Origin of the sequence: Stomatobaculum longum, assembly GCA_000242235.1 — a bacterium.
GTDB classification, from domain to species: Bacteria; Bacillota; Clostridia; order Lachnospirales; family Lachnospiraceae; genus Moryella; species Moryella longum.
On sequence record JH590861.1, the window covers coordinates 396,944 to 418,953 of the forward strand.

Annotated in this window: 16 protein-coding genes; 2 read left to right on the plus strand and 14 right to left on the minus strand. The window is 57.4% G+C overall.

The features are described from left to right. Window positions 1-402 precede the first annotated feature (402 nt). The 3 genes from HMPREF9623_RS01770 to HMPREF9623_RS01780 all read right to left on the minus strand — a co-directional run bounded on the left by HMPREF9623_RS01770 (window position 403) and on the right by HMPREF9623_RS01780 (window position 8,245). On the minus strand, window positions 403-6,468 hold the full coding sequence (locus tag HMPREF9623_RS01770) for an InlB B-repeat-containing protein (protein ID WP_009532174.1): 6,066 nt from the start codon (window positions 6,466-6,468) through the stop codon (window positions 403-405). A gap of 248 nt (window positions 6,469-6,716) precedes the next feature. Continuing rightward, window positions 6,717-7,421 (minus strand): GTP pyrophosphokinase, encoded by a 705-nt coding sequence (locus HMPREF9623_RS01775; protein ID WP_009532175.1) that lies wholly within the window; start codon window positions 7,419-7,421, stop codon window positions 6,717-6,719. After that, window positions 7,418-8,245 (minus strand): Mrp/NBP35 family ATP-binding protein, encoded by an 828-nt coding sequence (locus HMPREF9623_RS01780; protein WP_009532176.1) that lies wholly within the window; start codon window positions 8,243-8,245, stop codon window positions 7,418-7,420. The genes HMPREF9623_RS01775 and HMPREF9623_RS01780 overlap by 4 nt, the downstream gene beginning before the upstream one ends. Before the next feature lie 194 nt (window positions 8,246-8,439). Between HMPREF9623_RS01780 and HMPREF9623_RS01785 the strand changes: the two genes are divergently transcribed. Further along, window positions 8,440-9,666, plus strand: coding sequence for an FprA family A-type flavoprotein (locus HMPREF9623_RS01785; RefSeq protein WP_009532177.1), 1,227 nt, complete (start codon window positions 8,440-8,442; stop codon window positions 9,664-9,666). Here the strand turns inward: HMPREF9623_RS01785 and HMPREF9623_RS01790 are convergent. The 7 genes from HMPREF9623_RS01790 to HMPREF9623_RS01820 form a co-directional block, all read right to left on the minus strand. Then, window positions 9,588-10,292 carry an epoxyqueuosine reductase QueH gene (locus tag HMPREF9623_RS01790; protein ID WP_009532178.1) on the minus strand — a complete coding sequence of 235 codons (705 nt, stop codon included), beginning with the start codon at window positions 10,290-10,292 and terminating at the stop codon, window positions 9,588-9,590. The two genes, HMPREF9623_RS01785 and HMPREF9623_RS01790, sit on opposite strands and share 79 nt — an antisense overlap. Next, on the minus strand, window positions 10,289-11,428 hold the full coding sequence (gene rpoD / locus HMPREF9623_RS01795; RefSeq protein ID WP_408640633.1) for an RNA polymerase sigma factor RpoD: 1,140 nt from the start codon (window positions 11,426-11,428) through the stop codon (window positions 10,289-10,291). Before rpoD ends, HMPREF9623_RS01790 begins: the two co-directional genes overlap by 4 nt. A 145-nt stretch (window positions 11,429-11,573) precedes the next feature. Beyond that, window positions 11,574-12,554, minus strand: a complete 981-nt coding sequence (locus HMPREF9623_RS01800; RefSeq protein ID WP_040799343.1) for a biotin--[acetyl-CoA-carboxylase] ligase — start codon at window positions 12,552-12,554, stop codon at window positions 11,574-11,576. A gap of 13 nt (window positions 12,555-12,567) precedes the next feature. Next, window positions 12,568-12,858 carry a DUF6637 family protein gene (locus HMPREF9623_RS01805; RefSeq protein WP_009532181.1) on the minus strand — a complete coding sequence of 97 codons (291 nt, stop codon included), beginning with the start codon at window positions 12,856-12,858 and terminating at the stop codon, window positions 12,568-12,570. After that, on the minus strand, window positions 12,855-13,646 hold the full coding sequence (locus HMPREF9623_RS01810; protein WP_009532182.1) for a TrmH family RNA methyltransferase: 792 nt from the start codon (window positions 13,644-13,646) through the stop codon (window positions 12,855-12,857). The genes HMPREF9623_RS01805 and HMPREF9623_RS01810 overlap by 4 nt, the downstream gene beginning before the upstream one ends. Next, window positions 13,643-15,556: an NAD(+) synthase gene (locus tag HMPREF9623_RS01815; protein ID WP_009532183.1), complete on the minus strand. Its 1,914-nt coding sequence runs from the start codon at window positions 15,554-15,556 to the stop codon at window positions 13,643-13,645. The genes HMPREF9623_RS01810 and HMPREF9623_RS01815 overlap by 4 nt, the downstream gene beginning before the upstream one ends. After that, on the minus strand, window positions 15,553-16,506 hold the full coding sequence (locus HMPREF9623_RS01820) for an SPFH domain-containing protein (RefSeq protein WP_009532184.1): 954 nt from the start codon (window positions 16,504-16,506) through the stop codon (window positions 15,553-15,555). The genes HMPREF9623_RS01815 and HMPREF9623_RS01820 overlap by 4 nt, the downstream gene beginning before the upstream one ends. Before the next feature lie 156 nt (window positions 16,507-16,662). On the opposite strand from HMPREF9623_RS01820, the gene HMPREF9623_RS01825 reads away from it, so the two are divergent. After that, the gene (locus HMPREF9623_RS01825; RefSeq protein ID WP_009532185.1) at window positions 16,663-17,133 is read left to right on the plus strand and encodes an RrF2 family transcriptional regulator; all 471 of its coding nucleotides are present in this window, start codon (window positions 16,663-16,665) and stop codon (window positions 17,131-17,133) included. Between the two features lie 129 nt (window positions 17,134-17,262). Here the strand turns inward: HMPREF9623_RS01825 and HMPREF9623_RS01830 are convergent, their stop codons facing one another. From HMPREF9623_RS01830 to HMPREF9623_RS01845, 4 genes are all read right to left on the minus strand, one after another. Beyond that, window positions 17,263-18,588: a PLP-dependent aminotransferase family protein gene (locus HMPREF9623_RS01830; RefSeq protein WP_009532186.1), complete on the minus strand. Its 1,326-nt coding sequence runs from the start codon at window positions 18,586-18,588 to the stop codon at window positions 17,263-17,265. Between the two features lie 76 nt (window positions 18,589-18,664). After that, complete coding sequence (locus tag HMPREF9623_RS01835; RefSeq protein WP_009532187.1) at window positions 18,665-19,864, minus strand: iron-containing alcohol dehydrogenase; 1,200 nt, start codon at window positions 19,862-19,864, stop codon at window positions 18,665-18,667. Between the two features lie 113 nt (window positions 19,865-19,977). After that, the gene (tyrS, locus tag HMPREF9623_RS01840; protein ID WP_009532188.1) at window positions 19,978-21,204 is read right to left on the minus strand and encodes a tyrosine--tRNA ligase; all 1,227 of its coding nucleotides are present in this window, start codon (window positions 21,202-21,204) and stop codon (window positions 19,978-19,980) included. A 51-nt stretch (window positions 21,205-21,255) separates the two neighbouring features. Next, entirely contained in the window at window positions 21,256-21,957 is a 702-nt protein-coding gene (locus HMPREF9623_RS01845) for a metallophosphoesterase (protein ID WP_009532189.1), read from the minus strand. Window positions 21,958-22,010 lie beyond the last annotated feature (53 nt).

Consider the following 22,010-nt stretch of genomic DNA (forward strand, 5'->3'; position numbering starts at 1 on the left):
GTCCCCCGGTTTCCCCTCGGCTTCCATTTTGTCGATTTTCTTAAGTGTAGTTTGTCGCCGTGTTTTGCATTTATGTATACAAAAAAGACAAAAGCGCTTTCTTTCGGCAAAACATTCGGTTTACTCTATTTTCCTCAGTATATCGTAAATCTTAAATTATCACAAATAAATGAAGGCTGCCTCGCGTATCTTACTGTACACTATCGCGCTGTTATGTCGCTTTATTCACCGAAATACAGGCGTTTCCCGCAAATTTACATCTTTGGAACCATTTATCAGGTGTACAAAAGACGGGGCTAAAACCCTGCCTTGCGCACGCAAAAAGGCGCTGTGCTTTCGCACAGCGCCTTTCTTCTTACCTGTTTCTGCCTGCAGGTGCCGGTTTTTTGGGCTCTCGGGCTTTTACCGCTCTTCTTTCTTCTTCGCGACCGCGAAGCCTGCGAGCAGCATGCCGAGCGCAAGACCTGCGTAGTTCAGCGCGAGCGGCGCCTCACCGGTCTTCGGGAGACGGCGCTTTCTGCCCTGCAGTACATTGCCCTGCGCTGCGGACGGCTTCTTGCCGCCGTTCTTATCCGCGAGCTTACTGTCGCCCTGCCGGTCCGCGTTCTTCTGCGGGGTCGGCTCGGACATGGCAGGCTTGTTGTCGGAAGTCGGCTCGGACGGCTTTGCGTTGTTCGCCGGAAGCGGCGCGACATTGTTCGGGCTGATGTTCGCGCGGTGTCCGCCGTTTCTGGTTCCGCCGCCGCCACCGGCACCGCCGCCTCCGCCGCCGCCGCCGACGTTATCGGTATCCTGATCTTTCTGGTATACCGCAACGAGGGCCACATCGTGCGTGGTTCCGGCCGGAATCGTGTTCAGGAACTTGCCGCCGACCACCTGCCAGGTCCAGAAGCGAACACCCTGCTTCACGGCACCGTAGGGGTTAATCTCGTCCTCGATCGTGAACGTGGTCGGGTTTGCGGCGTTGTTGACACCGCCCGCCGTATCGTAGGTGATGTGGTAGCGAATCGGCTCCCAGACTGCCTTGAAGCTCACCTCGCCGTCGCTCTCCGCCGTGATCTGATTGTCTGCGACACCCGGTGCGGAGCTCTTCTCCCAGCGGACAAAGGTGTAACCGACGCGGCTCGGGGTCGGCAGCGTGATCGTCTGATCCTCAATCGTATACGAGGTCGGGAGGTTATTAAGACCCTGAATCGGGCTGTTTCTCGTCTCGCCGAGGTCATAGTTGATTGCATAGTGGTTCGGCGTCCAGCTTGCCGTAATCGTCTGGTTGCCCGCCGTACCGGCCGGAATGCTCGTAACCGTCTGACCGTTCGAAGTCCAGCTGCCGGTGTAACCGCGGCGCACCGGCGGAGCCAGCGGGACATCATCCTCAACCGTGAAGGTCGGAACATTGTTCGTCGGGTTGGTCGGCGTGCCGATGCCGCCGCCCGGGTTCAAGTTGTAGTTCACATTGTAGTTCGTGAGCTGCCACTTTGCGTAGTAGGTCTTCGGCGCCGCGTCCATCGTGTGCAGGGTCGTAACCGGCGAACCGCTGAATGCGGCATTGTCGTACCATCCCTGGAAGGTCGCGCCGTTACGGGTCGGAATACCGAGCGCAAAGTCTGCATCCTCGACCGTATAGGAGGTCGGCGTGACTGCGCTTGCCGGGCTCGTCGGCTTGTCATTCATCACATAGGTGATCGGATAGACAATCGCCGGGCTCCACTTCATGTGGAAGTTCTTGTCCTCGAGATCCTGCACGCGGAGGCCGGTCACCGGGGTCGTGTACGCCGCATCCGCGTACCAGCCCTCGAAGTTATAACCGGTTCTACTCGCCGGAGCGAGCGTAAAGTCGGAACTCAGGATATTGTAACTTGTCACGGTGTTCGGGTTCGTCGCCGGGTGTGCCGCCGTGTCATGCGCGTGATAGTAAATCTGATAGTCGTTCGGGTTACTCCAGCGCGCGTAGTAGTGCTTGTCGGCCGCATCCATCGTGTGGAGGTTTGTGACCGGGCTTCCCATGAAGGTCGGATTATCGAACCAGCCCAGGAAGGTATAACCGGATCTTGTCGGCGCTGCGATTGCGATGTCCGGATCCTCAACCGTGTAGCTCGTCACCGTATTCGGATTTGTGCCGCTCGTGCCTGCCGGGACGCTGTCGTTCATGTCCCACTGCACCGTATAGCTCTTTGCCGCACTCCACTTCGCGTAGTAGTGCTTGTTCTCGGCATCCATTGTGTGGAGGTTCGTGACCGGTGCGCCCGTAAAGCCGGGGTTATCGTACCAGCCGAGGAAGTCATAGCCGGTTCTGGTCGCCGGGGCAATCGCTGTGTCGTGGTCCAGAACTGTGTAGCTCGTCACCGTGTTCGGGTTCGAAGCCGCATGGCCTGCCGGGGTGCCGTCATTCAGATCCCACTGCACGGTATAGGTCTTCGGCGCGCTCCACTTTGCGTAGTAGTCCTTCGCCGCGGCATCCGCCGTGTGAAGGGTCGTGACCGCTGTGCCGGTGAACCCAGGGTTATCGTACCAGCCCTCAAAGTCGTAGCCGGTTCTCGTCGCCGGTGCAATCGCGATATCGGAATCCAGAACCGTGTAGCTCGTCACGGTGTTCGGGTTCGAAGCCGGGTGACCCGCCGGAGCCGCATCGTTCAGGTGAAAGTTCACCGGATAACTGTTTGCATTGCTCCACTTCGCGTAGAAGGTCTTCGGCGCCGCATCCATCGGAGAGAACTGCGTGACCGGCGCACCGGTGAACGCCGCGTTATCGTACCAGCCGAGGAAAGTGTAGCCGTTCCGGAGCGGCTGCGCAACCGTGATCGGCGACGGCAGGGTCTCAACCGTATAGGAAGTGAGGTTTACCGCCGGGTTGGTCGCCGGGGTTGTCGGCGTGTCGTTCAGCACATAGTTAACCGGGTAGCTGATCGGCGTGCTGTCCCACTTTGCGTAGTAGTGCTTATTCTCAGCGTCCATCGTGTGGAGCGTCGCCGGTGCCGGGTTTGTGAGCGCGGCATCCGTAAACCAGCCGAGGAAGTTGTAACCGGTGCGGGTTGCCGGCGCGATTGCGACATCCGCGTCCTCGACCGTGTAACTTGAAATCGTATTCGGGTTAGCAGCCGGGTGACCTGCCGGGGTGCCGTCATTCAGCGTCCACTGCACGGTATAGGTCTTTGCGGCGCTCCACTTTGCGTAAACGGTGTGGTTCGTTGCGCTCGCCGGGTTAATCGTTCCGACCGGCGTCGTGAGTGCTGCGTCCGAATACCAGCCCTGGAAATCGTAACCCGGGCGGGTCGGCTGCCGGAGCATGATGACCGGATCCGTGACCTGGAAGCCACCCGGATTTGCCGCAGCATTGGTCGCGGGGTGGCCTGCCGGTACCGCGTCGTTCATCACATAGGTGATTGTGTACGGCAGCGGCGCACTCCACTTTGCGTGCAACTGCGTCGGGTTCGTATCGCCCTGCGTCGTGTCGAGGGTTGCCGGAGCCGGTGTCGTATAGCCTGCATCCGTATACCAGCCGAGGAAGGTGTAACCCGGGCGGATCGGGGTGCCGAAGGTGTGATTCGGGGTCTCCACGGTATAGGTCGTGAAGCCGGAATCCGGGTTCGTCGCCGGGTGTCCTGCCGGGGTGCTGTCGTGCAGATCATAGCTAATCGAATAGGTCTTCGGCGTCCACTTTGCATAGTAGTCGCGGTTTCTCGCCGGATTCTCGCTCGTTGTGAGCTGGGTCTGCGCTGTGCCCGTGAAAGCAGGGTTATCATACCAGCCGCCAAAGGTGTAGCCCGGCCAGGTCGGCGCCGCAAGGGTGATATTCGGATCTGTGACCTTGTAGTGCGCAGCCGTGTTCGGATTCACTGCAAGGCTCGCCGTGCGGGAACCCGCCGTGACGTTCATGTGGTAGTGGATATCATACTGGTTTTCGGTCCAGTTCGCGGTCATCGTAATCACGCCGTTATTCGTGAGCACAAGATCCGTCGGTGTCGCACCGTCCGCATAAGTTTGGCCGTCCGAACCCGTCCAGCCGTTAAAAGTATAGCCGTTCAGCGCGAACAGGTTCGTGAGATTTACCGGCGTGCTACCGGTAATGGTGCGGTCGGGCATCGTACCCGTCGCGGTCTGACCCGCCGGTGCATTCGCAACAAACTTAACCGTATAGTGGTGCGGGTTTCTCGTCACGGTACCCGGCAAATAGGTAATCGTATAAGTGCCGAGCGGCGCACTGCCCACCGTGCCGTTGTCAAAGGTCGTCGGATTCTCAGCTGTCACCGGCAACGTCGGATGTGCCTGTGCCGTCGAACTGTTGTCAAAATTCACCATCAGTGCACTTACGCGGTCAGTGCCGATGAAACCACCTGTAATCGTCGCATCACTCAGTGCCCAGGTGAGCGGCTCGGTCGCCGTCACCGTGCGGTCATTCATCTTGATTGTGATGTTCCGCGTAATCTGTCCGCCCGTTCCGTTGGTAATCGTGCCGTTGCTTCCCTGCACAGCCAGATTACTTGCCGGATTTGTCGCATTGATCGTGCCGTTGTTCGTGACATTGTGGCCGGATGGCACCGTCAGCGTGTGACCGTTCAGGTCAATCGTGATGCCAGCCGGAACGGTCTGGGTGAGCGTCGTATCGCCGATTAATGTGATCGGCGCATTGCCGTTCTGCTGCGACCAGGCAATCGCGGCATCCGCGTCATTAAAGTAATAGTCATTTCCGCCGAGTGTCGCCTTCACCTTGTGGTCGGTGCTCAGCGAAGGCTGTTCACTGCTCGTGTGACTGCCCGGGTCCTTATTGTAGCCGCTGAACTCGACAAAGTAGCCCTGAACAATGCTGTGGACATTTGGCAGGTCATTCCAGTTTCCGCCGAAATGCACCTGCATCACAGCCTCATACCCGTCTGAACCCTGCGACGCAGAGTCCGGCTGATAAGGTCCCCAGCGAAGATACGAGCCATTCATCGCGGTACCGGTCACGGCATTGAAGTACTCATGTCCCGTCTCTGGTCCATCTTGCCAGCGCCACCTGTTCCAGGTTCCAGTGCCTACGTTGCCAGCATGCATGTAATTGTCGTAGATGCCGCTCGGACGAGTGGCTGCCGAACCGTCGTGCCAGGCAGGAATACTCGCCGCATCATTGATTCCGTCAAAACGTGCGCCGCCCGACCAGGCGCCCACGCCCGTGATCGCATCCAGACCCACATCTTCGTCATGCGATGTGATAGTTGCCAAATAGCCTGTCATGCCGTCGAGTTTATAGCTCTTCGCCTTGTTATAGCTGTCCACCCAGCTGATACTGGGCGCATCTACATACATGTAGTAATGCTCGGCGCTGTCGCCTGCGACTGGATTTGGGATTGTCTTCTTGGTGATCGTGACGTTGCCGCTCGGCAGATTGTTCGCGCCGTTGCCGAGCTTGATCTTTAACTGCTGGCTCGCGCCCGCCGCCGTGAGCGTAAATTTCAGATTGTTCTCGATAAAGGCCTTCGTCTCGGCCGCGGTGAGCGGCGCCGAGAAAATGATCTGGTAGAACTTGTGCGGCGTCAGAATATCTGTGATCGCGTGGTAGGTTTTTCCCGGCGCCGCAGTTCCGGTCGCAGGCAGTGTATTGATACCGCCCTGGTCCACCTCAAAGTTCACAGATGTGACGCCAGTAGCCGCTGAGTCATTAATGGTCACATCGCCGAGCTTATAGCTCGTGCGCGCTGTATTTCCGTCGTAATCGAGAAGCTTGAAGCTGATACCCAGCGTGGGATCAGTCGTCTGGTAGTTCACGACGGCAAACGGCGAGAAATGTTCTGCCTTTGCCTGCAGGATCGGCAGATTCTCGTCTAGGCCCTCGCGAAGCGTGTCGACTTTCTCCTTCTCTTCGTCAATGTGGAGAACCGATACGCCGGACGCATCCTGATTTTCACTGTCTTCTCCCATTTGGGAAGCATCAGCAGAGACAATGCTGACATTCCGGAACGAGACCGCTAATGCGCCCTTCGCATTGTCCGGCTGAATTGCCTCGCCAGCAGCGTTTAAGACTGTCAGGTCGCAGAGAAACTGGGTCGTCGCAGTCTTGCCCGTTGCCTCTGCATGATCTGCAATCTTTGCGAGCGCTTCCTTCTCTTCCTCTTCTGTGAGCTTCCGCGCCCGGAGCGTTGCACCTTCCGGCAGTACGCCGGCCGGCGCGCTGACCGAGATCTCGACGCCGTCGAGCTGCGTGTGTAGCACTTTCGCCGCATTCGAGGGTGTGCCCCAGCGCGCAGAGCCCGCAAGCAGATCGACTTTTTCTTCTGTCTTCGCCGCCGCATCCGAGGAAGTCGCCTTCCCCTCTAGCTTCTGCTGCAGGGGCTTCGGAAGCGCGAGATCATTGATGAGCTCAGCATCTTCCCGATACTCCTCCGCGGATGGCGCTGCGAGAGCAGGCGCCGCTGTGGAAATGTTCAGTGCGACCATCGCAGCACTGAGCACACTGGCCAGCAGGCGCTTTGACCAGTTCCTTCGTTTTCTCATATGCTTTCCTCCTTGTTACACTAGCCTACCATAAGCTTTCCTTAATATCTTAGCTGTGTTTGTGAGTCTTTACAAGATTATATGAAGAACTTTTTAATTTTGTTACTATTCATTCAAGGTTCAAAGTGAATTTTAATGAACATTTTATTAGCGTAGTGGTGAATAACTCCGAGCACCAAAAAGGCGCTGTGCCTTCGCACAGCGCCTTTTTGGTGCATACCGCATACTTCACGATTTTAGCCGAAACCTCAGCGTTCGTTCTCTTTTTGCTCAATGCGGCGACGAATCGCAAGCATCTTCTCGTCGGTATCCGCAATGATATCCGCGCAGGCGCGGAGTTCCTCCGAGATTTCCTCGGCATCCGGAATCTCTTTTTTGTACTTGAGTTCGTGGTCGAGGCTCGCCCAGAAATCCATCGCAATCGTTCGAATTTGGATTTCGACCCGGATAAAACTCTTCTGATCCGAAAAGTAGACCGGCACCTCCGCAATGATGTGATAGGAGCGATAGCCGTTATCCTTCGGATTCCGAATATAATCCTTAATCTGCAAGACATGCACATCGTCCTGCCGCATCATCATACCGGCGAGCGCGTAAATATCGTCCACGAAGGAGCAGATGACACGCACGCCCGCAATGTCATCGAGATTTTCCGTCATAGACTGTAAGGTAAGCGGAAAGCCCTTCCGCTTCAGCTTTTCGATGATGCTATGCGGCTGCTTGATCCGGTACTTGATCATCTCAATCGGATTTCTCTGATTCCGGACCGAGAGTTCGTCATTCAGGACCTCCAGTTTTGTCTTGACCTCCCGAATGGCACAATTGTACATCATCATGGCGTCCTGAAACTGCTGCGCCCAGGCGACCATACTCTCGGGCACCCGGAAAGCACCGGGTCCCCGGAGTACGGCGCGCTCCAGCTCGCTGTTCGGATCGCCGCCGTTTGTCATCATTTTTCCGTCTTGTCTCCTGTGACCGCGGCGACTGCGCCATCCAGCCACGGAACGGTCAGGGTCTCCACCTTGCCCGCATCGACCGCAGCGGCAATGTTCGCGTCTATCGGCGCTTTCGCGAGCACCTTGACCCCGTAGGTCTTTGCGATCTCATCGATATGGCTCTCGCCGAAAATCGAATGTGCTTTGCCGCAGTCCGGGCACTCGTAATAACTCAGATTCTCAACCAGGCCGAGAATCGGCACGTTCATCTGGCGGGCCATATTAACAGCCTTCTCGACAATCATCGACACCAGTTCCTGCGGGCTCGTCACCACGACAATGCCCTCAACCGGCAGCGACTGGAACACCGTGAGCGGCACATCGCCGGTACCCGGCGGCATATCGACAAAGAGATAGTCGACATCGCCCCAGTAGACATCGCTCCAGAACTGCTTCACGACGCTCGCAATCATCGGTCCGCGCCAGATGAGCGGCTCCGTGTCGTCGTCGAGCAACAGGTTCGAGCTCACGATTTTGATGCCGCTCTTTGTCTCGGCCGGCACCATCAGATTCTCGCGGGAGTGAAGGCTCTGACCGTCCACCCCGAAGGCCTTTGGAATCGAAGGTCCGGTGATATCGGCATCCAGAATGCCGACGCGATAGCCCGCCTCGCTGACACGGGAAGCGAGCAGACTGGTCATGAGCGACTTACCCACACCGCCCTTACCGCTCATAATCGCGATGACATGGCAGATATTGCTGTTTTCGTTGCTCGGAACCTGAAAATTCGGTTTCGGCGGCTCCGGCATGCCCTGGGGCGCAGAATTACATGTATCAGACATAAATTTACCTCGCAGGAGAACACAATTCCCCATTCTTTTGTGAAAATCAAAACAAAATCAGTCTACAACATTCCAAAGCATTCCGCAAGCAGTGGCAAGCCTGCCGCTCTTTGTGCTATACTGTCGGCGAAGAAACCGAAGAAAGATTGTGGCGCAATGATTCGTCTGCGCAAATTGTCAGAAAAGGAGAACTTATGCACCAGGCAATTCAGATGAGCGATACGCTCTGGTATCTCGGGTCCAGCGACCGAAGACTTGCGAAATTTGAGAACTGCCACCCGGTTCCGCTCGGCATTTCCTACAATTCCTATCTGGTCATGGATGAGAAGACCGTTCTTCTCGACACGGTAGATCATTCGATTTGCGGCGTATTCCTCGAGAATATCAAGTCCGTCTTAAACGGCCGTCCGCTCGACTATATCATCGTGAACCACATGGAGCCGGATCACTGCGCTACGCTTGCCGAAGTGTTGCTCCGCTATCCGGAGGCGACTGTCGTGGGCAGCGCAAAGACCCACGCGATGATTAAGCAGTTCTTCGGAGACCTCAATCTGCAGGGCAAGGTCATGCAGGTCAAGGAGAACGACACGCTCTCGACCGGTCATCACAACTTCCGCTTCATTCTGGCTCCCATGGTCCACTGGCCGGAAGTCACCGTGACCTACGATGAGACCGAAAAGATTCTCTTCTCGGCCGATGCCTTCGGCACCTTCGGTGCGCTCTCCGGCAATCTCTATGCCGACCAGCTGGATTTCGGCGACTTTGAACTCTCCGAGATGCGCCGCTACTACTCGAACATCGTGGGCAAATACGGCTTGCAGGTACAGGCACTCTTAAACAAGGCCGCGGGGCTTGACATTCAGATGATTTGCCCGCTGCACGGTCCCGTGTGGCGCGCCGCAAACAAGATTCAGTGGCTCATCGAGAAATACTCCCGCTGGGCAACCTACCGCCCCGAGGACAACGAAGTGGTTATCTTCTATGCCTCGATTTACGGCGGCACCGAGAATGCGGCGGAAGTGCTCGCCAATGCGCTCGGCGCCAAGAAGGTCAAGAACATCAAGATGTACGATGTCTCCGTGACCGATGTCTCCTACCTGGTCTCCGAGGCTTTCCGCGCAAGCCACCTGGTCTTTGCCTCCGCGACCTACAACAACGAAATCTTCCCCTACATGGAGAACCTGATTCGCGACCTCGCGGCGCACAATGTGCAGAATCGCTCGATTGCCCTCGTGGAAAACGGTTCCTGGGCGCCGGTCTCCGGCAAGAAGATGAGCGAACTCTTCTCCTCGATGAAGAACATGAACTTCCTGCAGGACACGGTCACCTTAAAGTCCCGCGGTCACGAGGAACAGCGCCTGCAGCTGCTCTCGCTCGCCGACACGATTGCCGAGTCGGTCTTTGCCGCAGAACTGCACTGAGCTTTTCGCGCCGCCGCCTCCCGCTTTGAGTAGGAGCAACCGCAGTAATCCTGGCGGTAGAGCCCGTACTCTCTCGAGAGCTCGGTCGAACGAAGAAATCCGTTTTTCTTTTTAAAATCCGACGGCAGGAAGGCAACGCCCTCCTCCGCACCGATGCGCTCCCCGATTGCATTCAGTCGGGGAGCGCTTTTCATCGGGGAAATTGTGAGACTCGTCGTAAAGTAGTCAAAGCCCCCCGCCTTGGCAGCCTTTGCGCTCTCGCGGAGACGGAGCTCAAAACAGATGCCGCAGCGCTCCCCGCCCTCCGGGTCCGTTTCGTGTCCGCGCACCGCTTCGTGAAAGCGTTCGGGGTTGTATTCCCCTTCGAGGAAGCCGACCGGACGCGGCAAATTCATTTCCCGGAGTAAGCGTTTCTCCTCCTCTGCCCTGCGATGATACTCTTCCGGATCATCGATGTTCGGGTTACAAAAAAAGACAGTCACATCAAAATGCGGCGCCAGACTCTCCAGACAGAAGGAGGAGCAGGGCGCACAACAGACATGAAGAAGAAGCTTCGGGACTTTGCCCGAAGCTTCGTTTTGTTTGACCAAATTGTCCAGCTCACGCTGATAATTTCTCTGATTCATAAAAAGTCTCTGATTCTCTTGGATCTCACCGGGTTTCTGAGTTTCCGAAGCGCCTTTGCCTCAATCTGGCGGATGCGCTCTCTGGTCACCTTGAACTCTCTGCCGACTTCCTCGAGAGTTCTCGGATGGCCGTCCTCGAGGCCGAAGCGGAGCACGATGACCTGGCGCTCTCTCTCCTTGAGGTCGCCGAGCAGCGCCTCGATGTGCTCGCGCAGCATGACCGACTCCACATTGTCCTCGGGCGTCAGCACATTGTTGTCCGCGACAAAATCGCCGAGGTTCGAGTCGTCTTCCTCACCGATCGGCGTCTCGAGCGAAGCAGGCTCGCGCGCAATCTGCATGATCTCCATGACCTTTTCCTCGGTCATGTCGAGCGCCTTTGCGAGTTCCGCGACGCTCGGCTCGTAGCCGAGCTCCAGCGTGAGCTTGCGCTGCATCTTGCTCATCTTATTGATGGTCTCGACCATGTGCACCGGCACGCGTATGGTTCTCGCCTGATCCGCGAGCGCACGCGTCACGGACTGACGAATCCACCAGGTCGCGTATGTCGAGAGCTTGAATCCTTTCTCGGGGTCAAACTTTTCGACGCCCTTGATGAGCCCAAGGTTTCCCTCCTGTACGAGATCCAGGAAACTCATGCCGCGACCTGTGTAGCGCTTTGCGATACTGACCACGAGGCGAAGGTTTGCTTCGATCAGCTTCTTCTTCGCCTTCTCATCGCCGGCCTGCTTTCTGCGCGCGAGTTCCATCTCCTCCTCGGCGGTGAGCAGCGGCACGGTGCCGATTTCTTTTAAGTACATCCGGACCGGATCTTCGGTGCCGACGCCTTCGAGGAGATCCACCGGGTTCAGATTGATTTCCTCTCCCTCAATCTTCTCTCCGTTTTCATCCTCTGCGTCGAGGTCATCGTCGAGATCCAGGTCGAGATCGAGCATCGCATCGCCCTTGCCGCTGGTCTCGAGATCCTCCGGCGGCTCCTCCTCTTGGTGGTGCTGGACTTCGATATTATTGCCCTCGAGATAGCTGTAAATATGCTCAATGCCCTCGGGACTCAGATTATAGTCCTGGAAGTAATCATTGATCTCATCGACATCCAGCTTGGAGTCCTTGTTCTTGGCCTGCTCGACCAGCTGCATGAGTCCGTGCAGGAGCTCCTGCTCCTGAATTTCCCGCTTCTCGGACTCAGCCTTCTTGCTCTTCGCGCTCTTCTTTTCCGTTTTCTTCTTCGCTTCCGCCATTTGGATTCATTCCTCCTGTTCTCGATATCCTGAAGACACGAAATTACACATAGCCGTAAATTCCGCGCACGCTGACTTCGCCGCTTCGCACTGCCGTTAGACTTTGATCGTCCCGGAGCACCAGTAATTCGCCTTCTTCCGTGATGCCGATCGCCGTGCCCGTGTACTCTCCGTCCGGATCCAGCACCCGCACTTCCCGGTTGCGATTGGCAAGTAAGGTCTCATAGCGCTCTTTCAGCGCCGCAAAAGAGCCTGTCGCCTCAAAAAGACGCTCATAGGCCGCAAAGTGCTTCCAGATTGCCGCAATAATCGGCGTCCGCGCGGCCCGCTTGCCTTGTTCGATCGCGAGCGAAGTCGCAACGCTCTGAATTTCCTCCGGAAAGCTCTCGGTATTCACATTGATGCCGATGCCGATCACGACAAATTCGATGCGATCCATGTCCGTGCTCATCTCGGTCAGAATCCCCGCGACTTTTTTCCCCTTTACGACCACATCGTTGGGCCACTTAATGGCCGCCTCGAGTCCCGTTGCCTCGCGTATGCCGTCCGTCACAGCCAGTGCCGTGACCAAAGTAAGCACAGATGCGCGCTCCGGCCTGAGCTTTGGCCGCAGTAAGAGAGACATCCAGATGCCGCTCCCCGGCGGAGAACTCCAGTTGCGCCCCCGCCGCCCTCTGCCGGCGGTCTGTTCCTCCGCGACAAAGAGAGTCGGCCCCCAGTCTCCGGCAGCGGCAGCTCGCTTCACCTCCAGATTCGTCGAGTCGGTCTGCTGCAAAAAGACCCAGCGTTTCAAGAAATTTTGCGCCGCGAATGCCTCGTCGAGTGACGCCTGACTCAGTAAATATTCTGTGTTCTGCAAACGATAGCCTCGATTCTGTCTCGCTTCTATGGTATAGCCCTCGTCACGCAACCTGGCAACCGCTTTCCAGACCGCTGTTCTGGTCACGTGAAAGCGCTCGCAGAGCGCCTGCCCGGAACAGTAATCACCCGCTTCGAGCAGCGCTTTTAAAATATCATCCTTCAGCAAAGGAACCCCCTCAGAGCATCACGACTGCGCTGACCGCGCAGAGACCTAAGAGTATCGCGCCGAGCAGCATCACAACGACGGCACTGCCCTTTTTCCGGTGTGCGCGCCGAAGAGCGGTAAAACGGACCTGACCGTTGACCAGGGTCAGAAGCCCCGCCAGGCCGAAAATCAGAGAGAAAAAGAACGGATACTCTTCCGGTGACAAAAAGGCAAAGACCGCAAGCACGGTGACCGCAATGCCCACAAAGACATGCAGGACATCGAGCCAGAAATGATTCTGACTGATCAGACTTCCCTTCATCTTGTCCCCCTTCTCCGCTGTCTTGCGCGCTCATAGAGCAGAACGGACGCCGCAACAGCCGCATTCAGCGATTCCACCTGCCCGAGCATGGGAATATGGATGCTTTGATCCGCCATAGTTATTGTCTCAGTCGTGAGGCCGGCTGCCTCATTGCCGATCAAAAAGGCAGTCTTCTCCGGGTAATCTATGCTGTCATAGGGCACGGAGGCCTGAAGAGCCGCCGCATAGAGTGAAAAATGATTTGCGGAGAGCTCTCGCAGTGCCGCAAGCCAGTCGTCCGCATAGACCACCGGAATGCGGAAAATGCTGCCCATCGTCGCGCGTATCACCTTGGGATTATAAATGTCCACGGTGCCGCGGTTTGCGAGGATGGCCGAGAGACCGGCTCCCTCACCCGCCCGGAGCATGGTCCCGAGGTTTCCGGGATCCTGCAGGCTTTCGACCGCGAGGAAGCAGCTTGCGCCTTTCGCCAATACTTCGGCAAGACTCTTTCTCTGCATGCGAAGCAGCGCGAGCACGCCCTGCGGCGTCTTTGTGTCCGACATCTTTGCAAAAATATTGTCGGCGACTGTCTCTGCCCCGAGTGCCTCTATCTTTTCCCGAACTTCTCCCTCGGCGCGCGCCGCAAAACTCTCGCTCACATAGAGCTCCTCGATTTCCGCCGCGGGTGCTTCCAGAAACATGCGGACGCCCTCGACCGGAAATAATCCCCGCTCCGCGCGAAGAGACGCTTTCTCAAAGAGTGCGCGCACTTCTTTTACTTTTTTGTTCGCGGGCGATGTAATCATAGCGACTCTGCCTCCTCAAACCAGATACGGCTCACCGCGTCCGAAGGCATGCGGAGATCGCCGCGCGGCGACACTGCCACACTTCCGGTCTTCGGGCCGTCCGGCAGACAGGAGCGCTTGAACTGTTGCGTGAAGAAACGGCGGAGGAAGGTGATCAGCCACTTTTTGACAGTCGCTCCGTCATAGACACCCACAAAGGCACGCAACGCAAGGCGATAAATCTTCCGCGGGCTGCTGCCGTAGCGGAGCATCTGAAACAAAAAGAAATCATGGAGCTCGTAGGGTCCCACGAGATCTTCGGTCTTCTGGCTGATCACACCGTCCTTCGGCGGCAGGAGTTCGGGGCTCACCGGCGTGTCGAGAATATCGAGCAAGACTTCGCGGAGTTTTCCGCCCGCAAGGCTCGCCTCATGCTCGACAAGGACGCGCACCAGGGTCTTCGGCACCGAGACATTGACCGCATACATCGACATGTGGTCGCCGTTATAGGTGGCCCAGCCGAGCGCGAGTTCCGAGAGGTCACCGGTTCCGATGACAAGCGCATTGTCCCGGTTTGCGATGTCCATGAGTACCTGCGTGCGCTCGCGCGCCTGTGAATTCTCATAGGTGATATCGTGCTTCTCGGGATCCTGCTTGATGTCCCGAAAGTGCTGCAACACCGCTTCGCGAATCGAGATTTCCTCGAGCGAAGCGCCGATGGCTTCGGCGAGCGCACAGGCATTCCGGTAGGTTCTGTCCGTCGTGCCGAAGGCCGGCATGGTTATCGCCTCAATACCGCTCCGCGGAAGGCCGAGCGCATCAAAACTCCGGACCGCGACCAGAAGCGCAAGCGTCGAATCAAGTCCGCCCGAAAGGCCGAGCACCGCCCGCTTGCCGTTGATATGGGCGAGGCGCTTCTTTAAACCGAGCGCCTGAATCTGCAGCACTTCCTCGCATCTCTCGCGGCGCGCTGCCGCATCCGCCGGCACAAAAGGTGCCGGATTGACCGTCCGCGTGAGCTCGGTCTCCGTGAGACGAAGGTCAAAATCGACGCCGCAGTACAGATTCGACTCGCTGTCTCTCTGCGGATAGCTGTTCTGCCGTCTTCTTAAGAAGAGCAGCTTTTTCAAATCCAGCTCCGATGCGATGACCGCGTTCGTGAGTAGCGGAGACTCGGCGAGTACCTCTCCCGCCTCCGCAATCAGGTTGTGGGCGCTGAACACAAGGTCCTGCGTCGACTCGCCTTCGCCCGCACTCGCATAGATATAGCCTGCGAGGAGCTTGCTGCTCTGCGCCTTGACAAGCTCCCGCCGCGCCTTCCGTTTTCCGGCGAGCGCATTCGAAGCCGAGCAGTTCACGATGAGCGTAGCCCCTGCCGCGCAGAGATCGATCGAAGGTGCATTCGGCACCCAGAGATCCTCACAAATTTCGACGCCGATTTTGAGTTCCGGCAAGCTCCCGCAGGAAAAGAGCAGTCTCGCGCCGAAAGGCACCTGCTCGCCGAAGAGCGGCACGAGAACCGGAGCCCGGAAGCCCGGCGCAAAGTAACGGCGCTCGTAGAACTCGCCGTAATTCGGAATGTGCAGCTTCGGCACGAGGCCGAGCAGCTGCCCCTTTTGAAAGACCGCGACCGCATTGTAGAGCTGGTTCTCAAAGGCAAAGGGCAAACCGACAAAGCAGAGCACTTCGGTGTCCGCTGTCTGATCCAGCAGATTTTTCAGTTCCCGGCGCACCGCCTCCTGCAACGTATCCTGTAAAAAAAGATCGCCGCAGGTATAGGCGCTCAGCGCGAGTTCCGGAAAGACAAGTAATTTGGTTCCCTGCTCTGCTTCCCCGCGGATTATCTCCGCCATCCGCTCCCGGTTATAAGCGGGGTCCGCGACCCTCACCTCCGGCGTCGCGGCGGCGACGCGGATAAATCCGTCTCTCATGCCTTCTTCTCACTCCCGTCGCCCGGCGTTGCCACCGAAGCGGTCTCCTTTAATGCGGTCACCAGTCCCGCCATATTCTGAATGTCGGACGGAATCACAATCTTGGTGGCTCTGCCGTCCGCGACGCGAGTCAATGCATCGAGACTGCGCAGCTTCAGAACCGCCTCATCGGCACCCGCCTCGCGAATCAGGCGAATACCATCGGCCTCCGCTTCTTTGACGGCGCGGATTGCCTTTGCCTGACCTTCCGCCTCCTGAATCTTTCTCTCCTTCTCTGCCTCCGCGCGGAGAATCGCAGTCTGCTTTTCCGCCTCCGCATTCAGGATAGCCGCTTCCTTATTACCCTGTGCGTTCAGGACCGCGGACTCTTTTTTACCCTGTGCCAGGGTGATGAGCTCACGCTTCTCTCGCTCTGCCTTCATCTGCTTCTCCATGGCCTCGCGAATCGCGTCCGGCGGGAGAATGTTCTTTAACTCGACGCGGTTTACCTTGATACCCCAGGGGTCGGTCGCGACATCCAGCTGCGAGCGCATCTCGGTGTTGATGGTCTCGCGGGAAGTCAGCGTCGTGTCGAGATCCATGGAACCGATGATGTTGCGGAGTGTGGTTGCCGTCAGGTTCTCGATTGCGGAAATCGGGTTCTCGACACCGTACGCATAGAGCTTCGGCTCGGTAATCACGAAGAAGACAACCGAGTCAATGCGCATCGTGACATTGTCCTTCGTGATCACGGGCTGCGGCGGGAAATCCGCGACCTGTTCCTTCAGGTTGACGCGCTTTGCGATGCGATCCACAAACGGAATCATGAGATGCACGCCCGCATCCCAGGTCGCATGGTAGCGGCCCAGACGCTCGATGATGAGAGCCTGTGCCTGCGGCACAATGCTGATACCGTTCGCAAGAATGCCGACGACTATGACAAACAAAATAACTCCCGGAATAAACTGCATGGCTTCCTCCTTTTTGGCGACAATACTCCAATTGTTTTCATTTCAGTATAGCATACTTCGCAAGGTTTGGCTTGCCAAAGCGCTTTTTTCCTGTTATCCTAAATCCCGAGTGAATTGCTAGGAAATACTGGCAAAGAAAAACTGGAAGGAGTTGTCATGAAAATATCCACAAAAGGGCGCTACGCACTTCGCCTGATGATGGAATTTGCGAGACAGCCGGAGCAAGTCACACGTCTGAAGGATGCCGCTGCAAAGCAGGAACTCTCCGAGAAATACCTCGAGCAAATTGTGGCCGTGCTGAGTAAGGCCGGCTTTGTGAAGAGCATACGCGGCGCCCAGGGCGGCTATCTCCTGACCCGCGCGCCGAAGGACTACTCGGTCGGCGATATTCTCCGTCTGACCGAGGGCAATATGGCACCTGTGGTCTGTCTCGGACAGGATTCCGTCGCCTGCGACCTCGCGGAGCGCTGCGTGTCCCGCTCCGTCTTTTCGCGCATTGAATCGGCGGTCAACGAAGTCATTGACCATATCACACTCGCGGACTTACTGCAGGAGGAACAGACGCTCGCCACTACGGCAGCCCCCATCCCCGAGGATGCCCACCGCCGCTGTCAGGGCGGACACTGACAGCGTCCGCAGGCGGCAGGATAAGACGCCAAAAAAGAGGTTGTGCTTTTGCACAGCCTCTTTTCTTATTCGGCCGAACTGCCTTTCCCTCGCTTTTCGCTGCGACAGGACGGATTTGCTGCCGTTATTTTATGCCTCTGCCTTTTCCGCAGCCTTTCCCTCTGCCGCGTCCATATTCGCGAGCAGCTTCTCGACGCTCACATACTTCACGCAGAGCGTAAAGAGTTCCGCCGCGATGCGCAAATCGTTCAGGGGCGGGAAGGAGGGTGCAATGCGGATGTTCGAGTCGTGCGGATCCTTGCCGCCCGGCCAGGTCGCACCGGCGCTCGTCATAATCACACCGGCCTTCGCGCAGCGGGACACAACTTTCTTCGCGCAACCCTCGAGGGTATCGAAAGAGATAAAGTAGCCGCCCTTCGGCTTGGTCCAGGTACCGATGCCGAGGCCGCCGAGTTCTCTGTCCAGAATTTCCTCGACCATCTCAAACTTCGGGCGCAGGATGTCCGCGTGCTTTCTCATGTGCTCGACCATGCCGTGGATGTCCTCAAAGAAACGGACATGGCGCAGCTGGTTCACCTTGTCGTGGCCGATGGTCTGGACTTTCAGCTGCTTCTTGATGTCCTCGAGGTTATTGAGGGACGAGGCGAGCGCCGCAATGCCGGAGCCCGGGAAGCTGACCTTCGAGGTCGAAGCGAACTTGTAGACAAGATCCGGATTGCCCGCGCGCTTGCACTCCGCAAGAATCTCGATAATCGTATCCTGGTCGTGGTCATAGAGATGATGAATCGTATACGCATTGTCCCAGTAAATGCGGAAATCCTTGGCCGCCGGCTTTAAGCGCGCCATGCGGCGCACGGTCTCGTCCGAATAGGAGTTGCCGGTCGGGTTCGAGTACTTCGGGACGCACCAGATGCCCTTGATGGCCTCATCTTCCGCGACCAGCTTTTCGACAATGTTCATGTCCGGACCGGTCGGCAGCATCGGCACCGGGATGTTCTCGATGCCGAAGTACTCGGTGATTGCAAAGTGGCGGTCGTAGCCCGGCACGACGCAGAGGAACTTCACCTTGTCGAGCTTACACCAGGGCGTCGAGCCCATGACGCCATGCGTGTAGGATCTCGAAATGGTATCGTACATGACATTCAAACTCGAGTTTCCGTAGAGGATGATGTGGTCGTAAGGCACTTCCATCATATCGCCCATGAGCTCGAGCGCCTCCGGGATGCCGGTCAGCACGCCGTAGTTGCGGCAGTCCGTGCCGTCTTCGGAGCGGAGCTCGGTGTCCTCGTTCAGCACCGCCATCATCCCCATCGAGAGGTCGAGCTGGGCTGTGCAGGGCTTACCGCGGCTCATGTCGAGTTTTAATGCAAGTGCCTGCATATCCTTATACTTGCCCTTCAACTCCTTCTTCAATTCCAAAAGCTCTTCCCGCGTCATCTCTGCGTATGGTTTCATTAGCTACTCCTTTCAGGACCTGGTGAATGAATTCACAGAATTCTAGCACTGTTTCCGCTGCTTCGCAAGACCGTTCTCAGATTGCATTCTCATAAATATTCAGAATATCCTCATACCCGAGCACCTTGAAGCCGCCGATGCTGCGAGTCTTCTGATAGCTGCACTCCAAAGCAAAGGCTTCGAGTTCTTTCTTCTCCGGCGTATGACCGAGCAGTTCCGTCAGCGTGATCGGCATACCGAGCGACCGAAAGTAGTGCTCCGTCGCCTGAATCCCGGCTTCGATGCGCACTTCCTCCGTGCCCTCTTTGATGCCGTATACCTTCTCCGCAAAGCGGACAAAACGGGACGGATTCGCGTCCTTTACATAGCGCGCCCAGGCCGGGAACACAGCAGTCAGCGTTGCGCCGTGCGTATAGTCGCCGATGGCCGAGAGCGCCATGCCGAGCTGGTGGCAGGCCCAGTCGCCCTCGCGCGCCGTATCCCCCTTGGCACCGACGCCGGTCAGACCGACATGGGACACGGAGCCGCACCACATGAGCTCGCTCATCGCCTCATAGTCCTTCGGATTCTGCACCGCGAGCGGCCCGAAGTGAATGACATCCCGGAACAAGCCCTCCGCAATCTCATCGGTCAGGTGGTTGCCGAGAATCGGCGCAAAGTAGCGCTCTGCCGTGTGCATGAAAATATCCGCGGCACCCGCGCCAATCTGCCACTTCGGCAAGGTCATGGTGAGTTCCGGGTTCAGAATCGCAAACTTCGGGCGGTTCAGGTCGGTATTGATACCGCGCTTGGTGTGCTGCGGCAGGGTGTCGTTTGTGAGCACCGCGGAATTGCTGGTCTCGGAGCCCGCCGCCGAAATCGTGAGAATCACACCGATCGGCAGCGCTGTCTCGACCTTTCGCCCGGTCCAGAACTCCCAGACATCGCTCCCCGGCGCAGCTACGGTGTCGGCGACCGCCTTGGCCGTGTCAATCACCGAGCCGCCGCCGATGGCCAGAATAAAGTCCGCACGGAAGGCTCTCGCCTCCTCGACCATACGGCGCGCGGTCGAGACCAGCGGGTTCGGCACCACGCCGCCGCTCGCCGAAAAGGCAATCCCCGCCGCGCGAAGTATCTCCTCCACGCGGCCGAGTAAACCGCTCTTGGCCGCAGAGCCGCCGCCGTAGACAACGAATACACGACTTCCGCCGTAATGTTTCACGAGTTCCGCCGCTCTCGCCTCTTCGCCGCGGCCGAACACAATTTCCGTCGGCGCATAATATACAAATTTCTGCATAAGAATCCTCCTTTTCCGTGATCTCGTCTCTGATGTTTGACGGTTTTCACATCTCCGCTTCGAAGACCGCAATCCGTTTGTCCTGTCCGGACCGTTTTCTGTCTTGATTCGTCTTATGCCTTGACGAGCTTCACGAAATTCTTCTTGCCGCGCTTTAAGAGCTTGCCCTCGCCGACAAAGAAGTCCGCGTCATAGCTCGCCGCGATATCCTTTACGCTCTCGCCGTCCAGGCTGACACCGCCCTGCTGGACATTGCGTCTCGCCTCGGAGCGGGAGGCCGCAAGCCCTGACTTCACGAGCAGAGTCAAAATGTCCGCCTTGCCCTCGCTAAAGTCCTCATCCGTGAGTTCCGCGGTCGGGACGTGTGCCGAGGCACCGCCGCCCGCAAAGAGTGCCTGTGCGCCCTCGCGTGCCTTCTTCGCTTCCTCTTCGCCGTGCACAAGCGTCGTGAGCTCATAAGCGAGAATATCCTTTGCTTCGTTCAGCTTAGCGCCCTCCCAGCGATCCATCTCGTCAATCTGCAAGAGCGGCAGGAAGGTCAGCATGCGGAGGCACTTTAAGACATCCTGATCGCCGACATTTCTCCAGTACTGGTAGAAGGCAAAGGGCGAAGTCTTGTTCGGATCCAACCAGACCGCTCCGCCGACGGTCTTACCCATCTTCTTGCCCTCGGAGTTTAAGAGGAGGGTGATGGTCATCGCGTGCGCGTCCTCACCGAGCTTGCGGCGGATGAGCTCCGTGCCCGCGAGCATGTTGGACCACTGGTCGTCGCCGCCGAACTGCATGTTGCAGTCGTAGCGCTGGAAGAGCTCATAGAAGTCAAAGGCCTGCATGAGCATGTAGTTAAACTCGAGGAAAGAGAGTCCCTTCTCCATGCGGTTCTTATAGCACTCCGCGCGGAGCATGTTGTTGACCGAGAAGTGGGGGCCGATGTCGCGGATAAACTCAATGTAATTCAAGTTCCGGAGCCAGTCGGCATTGTTCACCATTCTCGCCTTGCCCTCGCCGAACTCGATGAAACGGGACATCTGGCGCTTAAAGCTCTCGCAGTTCTTGTCAATCTGATCGACCGTCATCATGCTGCGCATATCGGTTCTGCCGGAGGGGTCTCCGATCATACCCGTGCCGCCGCCAACCAGGGCAATCGGCTTGTTGCCCGCGTCCTGCAGGCGCTTCATCAGGCAGAGCGCCATAAAGTGCCCCACATGCAGACTGTCCGCGGTCGGGTCGAAGCCGATATAGAAGGTCGCCTTGCCCTCGTTCACGAGGCGGCTCACCTCTTCCTCGTTGGTCACCTGTGCAATCAGCCCGCGGGCCTTGAGCTCATCGTAGCAATTCATCTCTTCTTCTCCTCTTTCCGAAATCTGATTTTTTTCAGTATACCACGGCACTTAAATTCTCTCAAAGCGCATCATGCCGTTTTCAACAATCATTGCCGTGAGGTAGCCGTTTTCCTCGCCGCAACCTGTGTCCAACGCAATCGCGCCCGTGCGCGGCAGCTGAAACCAGGTGCCGTAATTCGGGTGAAAACGGCTCTCGACGCCGCTCCCGTCCAAATAGGTCGGAAACTCGACGCGGTGATGCCCGAAAACCGTGAGCTTGCCCGCGTAGTTGTTCTCTTCGATGCAGCGATTGCCCCAGAGAAAGGTCTCGGGCTCGTTGTTCCAGATGACCTCATCCGCAATGTCCGCGTGCACGGCAATGAAATCCTGGCACTCGTACCAGGTCCGGGTGTGATCCTTTAGCCAGAGCGCTGTCTTGCCGGGCGGAAGTCTTCTCTCCTGCAACGACGCGAGAGTCTCCTTGCCACCGTTCTGCTTCCAAAGGAGACCGTTTGCAATCTGCCCCCTTGTTAAGAGCAGGGCGTCGAGGAGCATCTGCTCGTGCTCACCGCGGATGTAGACAAAGCGTTTTTCCATCTGCTCCGCGAGATTCCGGAGGGCGATGTAGGTCTCCGCCGGGGAAGTTCCGTAGTTCAGGGCATCACCGAGCACCACCAGTTCTTCCGTCGCCGGGTCAAAGTTTAATTCCTCCAGCATACAGCCGAGCGTCTCCGCCTCGCCGTGCAAATCCGATAGTATGACTGTTCGCATGCTTTCTCCTCATAGACAACTTGCCCCGCCAAGCGGCGGGGCAAGTTCATACG

Coding starts and splice junctions, on each gene's coding strand:
- HMPREF9623_RS01780 (WP_009532176.1), bottom strand. CDS start 8,245: ATGTCTGATACATGTAATTCTGCGCCCCAGGGCATGCCGGAGCCGCCG.
- HMPREF9623_RS01815 (WP_009532183.1), bottom strand. CDS start 15,556: ATGAGAGACGGATTTATCCGCGTCGCCGCCGCGACGCCGGAGGTGAGG.
- HMPREF9623_RS01835 (WP_009532187.1), bottom strand. CDS start 19,864: ATGCAGAAATTTGTATATTATGCGCCGACGGAAATTGTGTTCGGCCGC.
- rpoD (WP_408640633.1), bottom strand. CDS start 11,428: ATGCAGCTGGTCGAGCAGGCCAAGAACAAGGACTCCAAGCTGGATGTC.
- HMPREF9623_RS01830 (WP_009532186.1), bottom strand. CDS start 18,588: ATGAAACCATACGCAGAGATGACGCGGGAAGAGCTTTTGGAATTGAAG.
- HMPREF9623_RS01810 (WP_009532182.1), bottom strand. CDS start 13,646: ATGATTACATCGCCCGCGAACAAAAAAGTAAAAGAAGTGCGCGCACTC.
- tyrS (WP_009532188.1), bottom strand. CDS start 21,204: ATGAATTGCTACGATGAGCTCAAGGCCCGCGGGCTGATTGCACAGGTG.
- HMPREF9623_RS01775 (WP_009532175.1), bottom strand. CDS start 7,421: ATGATGACAAACGGCGGCGATCCGAACAGCGAGCTGGAGCGCGCCGTA.
- HMPREF9623_RS01845 (WP_009532189.1), bottom strand. CDS start 21,957: ATGCGAACAGTCATACTATCGGATTTGCACGGCGAGGCGGAGACGCTC.
- HMPREF9623_RS01825 (WP_009532185.1), top strand. CDS start 16,663: ATGAAAATATCCACAAAAGGGCGCTACGCACTTCGCCTGATGATGGAA.
- HMPREF9623_RS01785 (WP_009532177.1), top strand. CDS start 8,440: ATGCACCAGGCAATTCAGATGAGCGATACGCTCTGGTATCTCGGGTCC.
- HMPREF9623_RS01820 (WP_009532184.1), bottom strand. CDS start 16,506: ATGCAGTTTATTCCGGGAGTTATTTTGTTTGTCATAGTCGTCGGCATT.
- HMPREF9623_RS01790 (WP_009532178.1), bottom strand. CDS start 10,292: ATGAATCAGAGAAATTATCAGCGTGAGCTGGACAATTTGGTCAAACAA.
- HMPREF9623_RS01805 (WP_009532181.1), bottom strand. CDS start 12,858: ATGAAGGGAAGTCTGATCAGTCAGAATCATTTCTGGCTCGATGTCCTG.
- HMPREF9623_RS01770 (WP_009532174.1), bottom strand. CDS start 6,468: ATGAGAAAACGAAGGAACTGGTCAAAGCGCCTGCTGGCCAGTGTGCTC.